General features: G+C 48.6%; 6 protein-coding genes. 1 reads left to right on the plus strand and 5 read right to left on the minus strand.

All coding sequences use genetic code 11. From position 1 onward, the window contains the following. On the minus strand, positions 1–513 hold a 513-nt coding region (locus tag FJZ26_04020; GenBank protein MBM3229573.1), incomplete at its 3' end, for a type 2 isopentenyl-diphosphate Delta-isomerase. A gap of 113 nt (positions 514–626) precedes the next feature. Beyond that, a complete protein-coding gene (gene amrB, locus FJZ26_04025; protein MBM3229574.1) occupies positions 627–1,454 on the minus strand; it encodes an AmmeMemoRadiSam system protein B in 828 nt (275 codons plus the stop codon). Positions 1,455–1,539: 85 nt separating this feature from the next. On the opposite strand from amrB, the gene FJZ26_04030 reads away from it, so the two are divergent. Further along, complete coding sequence (locus FJZ26_04030; GenBank protein MBM3229575.1) at positions 1,540–2,319, plus strand: hypothetical protein; 780 nt, start codon at positions 1,540–1,542, stop codon at positions 2,317–2,319. Between the two features lie 64 nt (positions 2,320–2,383). On the opposite strand, the gene FJZ26_04035 is transcribed toward FJZ26_04030, so the two are convergent. The 3 genes from FJZ26_04035 to FJZ26_04045 form a co-directional block, all read right to left on the minus strand. Continuing rightward, positions 2,384–3,112, minus strand: coding sequence for a hypothetical protein (locus tag FJZ26_04035; GenBank protein ID MBM3229576.1), 729 nt, complete (start codon positions 3,110–3,112; stop codon positions 2,384–2,386). 58 nt (positions 3,113–3,170) lie between these two features. Continuing rightward, on the minus strand, positions 3,171–4,067 hold the full coding sequence (locus FJZ26_04040; protein MBM3229577.1) for a hypothetical protein: 897 nt from the start codon (positions 4,065–4,067) through the stop codon (positions 3,171–3,173). A 158-nt stretch (positions 4,068–4,225) separates the two neighbouring features. Beyond that, complete coding sequence (locus tag FJZ26_04045) at positions 4,226–4,702, minus strand: class III signal peptide-containing protein (protein ID MBM3229578.1); 477 nt, start codon at positions 4,700–4,702, stop codon at positions 4,226–4,228. Positions 4,703–5,001 lie beyond the last annotated feature (299 nt).

The raw sequence follows: 5,001 nt of genomic DNA on the forward strand, positions 1-5,001 counted from the left end.
TGAAAAATCCCTGTCGCCTTCCATTTGGACTGCTTCTTGAAGCGGGTTGAAGTGGACTGCAAGCGCATCCAGCTCCAATTTTTTTACTGCGCCTTCAATTCCCTTTACTCCCATCTGCGGCAGGTTCACTGCGCCCACGTTGCCAATTATTGGTATGTCAGGCGCAACGTCCCTGACTTTATACGTTGAAGTGAATTCCGGCGACTTGAGCATTGCCCTCATGGAGCCAAACGAGAAGGCGACTTGGTTTTCCTGCGCAGCCTTGGCAAGCTTTTGGTTAATCTGCCCCGCACCCTCATAGCCGCCAGTCATTGAGTCAATCATTATCGGGGCGGAAAGCTTCTTGCCAAATAACTGCAGGCTTGTGTCGATTTTTGCAAAGTCAAGGTCCGGCATTGCACAGTGGACAAAATCAATGTCGTCAAAACCGGTTGCCTTCCTGTACTCTACGTCCTTGGTCTCGACTATTTTCACGTGCTGCGCTTTCCTTGATTTTATCGTCCTTTCAACCATTTTTAGCACCTTCAATTCGCCGTCTGGCTTGTGCCAATAAAGGCACCTGACTTTTTGTTTATGCTTTTGGTTGCACAGGTTTTAAGGCTTTGGAATCGCTTTGTGCTTTGGAATTACCTTGGGACAAAAATGCTTGCATAGGCAACAACAGAGCCGTAGTCACCACTTGCGTCGCCAGAATTGGTGTAATCCAACAGCCTTGCCGCACTTGCGCCTTTGAGTTTTGCGTATTCAAGCATTGCGGTGATTGGCCCGTGCCCGCAGATGCTCCAGCTGTTTTTACTGCACGCCAAGTCAAAGCCCTGCGAATCAAGCCTTTCAATGAACTTGATAGCCTGCATGTCCCTGGCTTTGGCCGCTTCCGCCTTTTCATAATGCGTAAAATCAGAGCTTGCGACAAGTGCAACCCTGTTTGCGTCGCTTATCGATTTGGAAAGTGCAAGGCCCAGGTCTTTTGCAACCTGCAGGCCCGGGTCGCCCATGCAGATGCACACGATTTTTGCCTTCGGGTTTACGTACTGCAGAAATGGCAGCTGAACTTCAATGGAGTGCTCGTACATGTGAGCAGACTCGTCCTCCATGCAAAACTTTGAGTTTTGAAGTATCCTGCCTGCAAGGGCCATGTCGCACTTGACAAGCCCAAGTGGCGTGAGCCAGTCCTGGAGCGAGACTGAGGCCGGAGTTCCTATTCCGGTGTGGTTTGGGCCTACAAAGACAACAGTATTGCAAGTGGAAAGCTGTTTGTATGATACGAAAGTCATTGCTGCTGTTTTGCCTGAGTAAACGTAGCCTGCATGCGGCGAGACTGCGGCAATGCAATCAAGTTTTTGAGCATCCTTTGCGCCTTGATTTGACGCCTGCTTGAAAAAATCGGCAAGCATTCTGCGTATGGCTGTTGCATCTGAGGGATAAAACGAGCCTGCAACCGCGGTTGTTCGCATGTGATAGGATTTCCGGATTCTAAATAAAAGCTTTTGCAAGCAATAGTAGTTCAATAAAAGGAACAATCAAGAAAGGCGTTTCAAAATGGTTCGTGGAAAAGTTGCTTGGAAGGCAAGGCAGAAAAAGAAATCCAAACGCGAGCTTGAGGAGTTTTCAAAAAAGGTCCAAAAGCACATGGACGAGGAGAGAAAGGGCAAGGCAAGCGGCATGATCTCTGAAATAATCCTTGGTGGCCAGGACGGGCTTGTAAACGTGCTTGGCATTGTGCTTGGCGTTGCATATGCGACCAATGACGGATATATAGTGCTTGTTGCAGGCATGGTTGCAACTTTTGCAGAAAGCATTTCAATGGCGGCAGTTGCGTATACCTCCGCAAGGGCAGAGCAGGACCACTACAGGCATGAGCTTGAGCAGGAAAAGTGGGAGATAGACCACTTGCCCGAAGTCGAGACTGAAGAAATCAGGCTAATTTACATGAAAAAAGGGCTTAGGGGCAAGGAGCTTGAGCAGATGGTCAGGGCAATAACCTCAAACAGGGATTTGTGGCTTTCGGTAATGATGTCAGAGGAGCTTGGCCTGTCGCCTGCAGACAGCTACAACCCGGTAAAGTCCGGTGTGATTGTCGGCTTTTCCGCAATAATCGGCTCGCTGATACCGCTTTTGCCATTCCTATTTTTCCCAGTAGGCCAGTCAATGGTCATAGCACTTGCACTTGCCGCCTTGACGCTATTTGCAGTGGGGGCTTACAAGGCAAAAATAACTGTTGGCAAGTGGTGGAAGTCAGGCCTTGAAATGATGGTTATTGGCGGCCTTGCCGCCCTGGCGGGCTACATTGTAGGCGCCTACTTCAAGACTCCGGCTTAAGGCAAAAGCTGGCGAAGAAAAATAATAGATTTTCCCGGCTAAACAGCTGCTTGGCCTAGGGCATCTAAGGAAGTATTGTGTATTTGCTTACATAGACCTGCGTCTGCAGGACAATCAGAAAAGGCATGACGACAAGCGTATTTAGCAAAAGCAGTACATATGTTGCAAGAGAGTGGGACAAAAGCTCAAGAATCAGGTATTCTGGTATTGCAATCAGGGCAAAGCCGACAACAAGCCAGAGAAGGAACAGGGGGAATTTGCTTATTGCAAAGGAAAGGGATTTTTCAATTGCCCGTATTGGCCGAAGCTCGTCGATTACAAGGGCAGAGGGGCAGTAGAAGAAAAACATGGAGAGCACCAGCGTGATGACTGGGTAAAGGATTGGGGATGAGGGGTTTTCAAAAAGCAGAAGCTGGGCAATGAGGGTCATTAGGGCAAAGGTCAGAAAAAGCCAAAACACATTGAGAGTGTATTTGCCAATGCCTGAGATGACCTCGCGCGAAACGTGGACTGAGCTTCTCATGGATTTGATGACAAGATTGATGTTGACTGTTGCAAACGACATGAGGAAAAGTGAGGCAACAAAGGAAATAATCATGATTGCAGCATCAAAATACTTGACATCGCCGCCTATGCTTCCAGTGCGAAGGAATACCCCGCCAAGCGCTATGTAAACCGGAGTTTTTACAAATACGGGAATCATGAATGCAAGCAGAAGAGGGATTGAGAAAAACAGGATTAGCTTGAGGTTCTTGAAATAGGCTGAAAAAGTGTGCATCAGAAGCTTGGACATGTGTTTGCACCAAAATTTAAAACATAAGCTTGTTCGGTTCCTTAATTGATTGCCTAGCTTATTTGGACTTTGACTTTTTAATCCTTGCCTTGAGGGGAAGCTGCACTTGAGGCAATTGTTCGCCTTGCCCTATGCCAGGCGCTTCACTGGGTTCGTTTGAATGGCTTTCAACGAATTTTTCAAGAGGGCTTTCATTTTTTGCACTCGCGCCTGCAGCCTGCTGCACCCTGCCCGAGGCTGTCTGTGAGATGAACTCAAAGCCCCTTTCCGACATCCTGAAGTTTTGCGGCGTGTGCTGCGCCCCTATGATGCCCGAAATTGATATCTGCCCGGAGTCGTTGAATTCAAACACCCCGTCCATTAGGTGCTTTGCCATTGTGACAACTTTTTCATCGTGCATGCCTTTTTCAAGAGCGTAAAAAACCGTTGCATTTGAGTTCCTGAATTTGCCAATCGTGAACTGCAAAAAGCGGGAGACGGCTGCAGGGGTTGTAGCCTCAAACAACGCAGACAGGGAATGGAAGCCAACCCTGTAGCCAAAAGGGCATTTTTGCTCCAGTAGCGCCTTTTCAGCCCGGGAGATGTGAAGGGAGATTGAACTAATAGCAGAGGGGGCTTCCGGATAAGTCACGACTTCCCCGTCCCTAAGCGACAGGTCAAACTGCTTTGAGTAGCAGTCAATGACCCTTGCAAGCCCCTTTTTCTCAAATTCCTCAATGTTTTGGCCGGATATTGCCATCATTTTTTTCCAATCCCTGTATGAATAGTCGGTAAGGAGGTAAAGCGCAGGTATGCCCTGCTTGAGGCCCCCGAAAACAAGCTCCATCAAAAGTGGCTTTTTGCCGCACATGGGCGAGCCGAAAAGAAGCACGTTGGACTGTGCCGGCAGGCCGCCCCCAAGCACTTCGTCCAAGCCCTTCACGCCGGTCTTTATCCTAGCAAGTGCGCCTGCCATCAAATCACAAACCAAGAATCTGCAACAAGAAATGCTGTTTGCCCGCGCATCTTTATAAATGTGCGGCAAGATAAAAAACCGTGGCAGCAGTTTCAAAAAAATCTTCCGAAAACAAAGCCCAGATGGTTCCTTCGGGTTGGCCAGCCAATGCTAAAGGCTTAGGTGCATGTCCCTACAAGGTCCTTGGTTCCTGAGTCCCCGCCCTGCTTTTTGGACAGCCCCCCTTTGGTGGTATAGCTGAAGATTACACTTGAGCCTGAAACCTCATACCTTGTGTTGTTTGCGCACGGATTGGATGAGAAAGTCCCAAGAGTCAGGGTCTTTGAGTCGCCTGAGTTGAATACCGTGCTTGTAGTGTAGTTCACGCCGCCGATATAGATGCTTGCGACAGTAAGCTTGTCGGGGCCTGAGTTTTCAATCACTGCCTGCAGTGACCCCGAGGAGCTGACTGCGTGCTCTTTTATCTTGAAAGGTGATGCAACGCCGGTCCAGTACGCATCAGACTGTTTTTGCTTTGAGTCGGTTGCAAGCCACGGGAAAAAGCCCAGAAGCGCTATTGATATTAGCGCAATAATGAGAACCACGGCAAGCAAAACTAGGTATTCTGTCGCGCCTTGACCTTTTCTGATTTTCATATAGCACCCTCCATGACGCAATTATTACATTGTTACTGATAAATACTACACCGATGCGCTTTTGCAGCTAATTGTATTTAAAGCTTGCCTAGATTGACCCACGGCTGCCTGCTAAACAATGGAACCGATAAAGGAGCTTATGATGAACTTGAAGACCTGCTGTTGTAAATTCCCAAGGCAACCTTGAGCTTGAAGCCGGAAGGCACAAATACAGCAGAGGCAGGAGTGCAGCTAAGCGTCATCTGGGTGCCGCTTGACGATGTGGTGGGTATCTCTGTTCCCGAAGAGCCTGATGGCGA

Source organism: Candidatus Parvarchaeota archaeon, from assembly GCA_016866895.1.
Classification (GTDB): Archaea; Micrarchaeota; Micrarchaeia; order Anstonellales; family VGKX01; genus VGKX01.

Coding starts and splice junctions, on each gene's coding strand:
- FJZ26_04030 (MBM3229575.1), top strand. CDS start 1,540: ATGGTTCGTGGAAAAGTTGCTTGGAAGGCAAGGCAGAAAAAGAAATCC.
- FJZ26_04045 (MBM3229578.1), bottom strand. CDS start 4,702: ATGAAAATCAGAAAAGGTCAAGGCGCGACAGAATACCTAGTTTTGCTT.
- FJZ26_04035 (MBM3229576.1), bottom strand. CDS start 3,112: ATGTCCAAGCTTCTGATGCACACTTTTTCAGCCTATTTCAAGAACCTC.
- FJZ26_04040 (MBM3229577.1), bottom strand. CDS start 4,067: ATGGCAGGCGCACTTGCTAGGATAAAGACCGGCGTGAAGGGCTTGGAC.
- amrB (MBM3229574.1), bottom strand. CDS start 1,454: ATGCGAACAACCGCGGTTGCAGGCTCGTTTTATCCCTCAGATGCAACA.